We start from the raw sequence: 519 nt of genomic DNA, 5'->3' as shown, positions 1-519 counted from the left end.
GCCGGTCACCCACGCCCCGCCGATCCCGCCGCACCTCCAGCAGCCGATGACGCCCCCCAAGGGCTTCAGCGCCGCGGTCAACGCGCCCGACCAGCAGCAGCCGACGCCCCAGAGCCAACCTCAGCAGCCGACGCCCCAAGGTCAGGCTCAGCAGCCGTGGGGTGCCCAGCCGCAGCAAGCGCAGCAACAGTTCGGCGGACAGCCCCAGCAGCCCTTCGGCGCATCGCAGCCGCAAGCGGCATCGCCCTTCGGCCAGCCCCAGCAGCAGACCCCGCCCGCGCCCTTCGCGCAGCCGCAAGGCCAGGGCCAGCCCTACGGCCAGCAGCAGGGACACGGCCAGCCTTACGCCCAGCAGCCTCAGCCTCAGCAGCAAGGCCAGCCTCAGGGCCAAGCCCAGCCGTACTCCCAGCAGCAAGGTGAGCCTCAGGGTCAGCCGTACTCCCAGCAGGGCCAGCCGCAGCAGCACGGCCAAGCCCAGCCCTACCCCCAGCAGGGCCAGCCGCAGCAGCAGCCCTACAC

Annotated in this window: 1 protein-coding gene; it reads right to left on the bottom strand. The window is 72.8% G+C overall.

The window, feature by feature from the left end:
• A partial coding sequence (locus tag IZR01_RS49530) for a hypothetical protein (protein WP_194927926.1) occupies positions 1–519 on the bottom strand: 519 nt, incomplete at both ends.

Source organism: Catenulispora pinisilvae (assembly GCF_015356865.1).
Classification (GTDB): domain Bacteria; phylum Actinomycetota; class Actinomycetes; order Streptomycetales; family Catenulisporaceae; genus Catenulispora; species Catenulispora pinisilvae.
The sequence above is the reverse complement of the archived record's forward strand: the minus strand, read 5'-3'. Positions and strand labels throughout refer to the sequence as shown.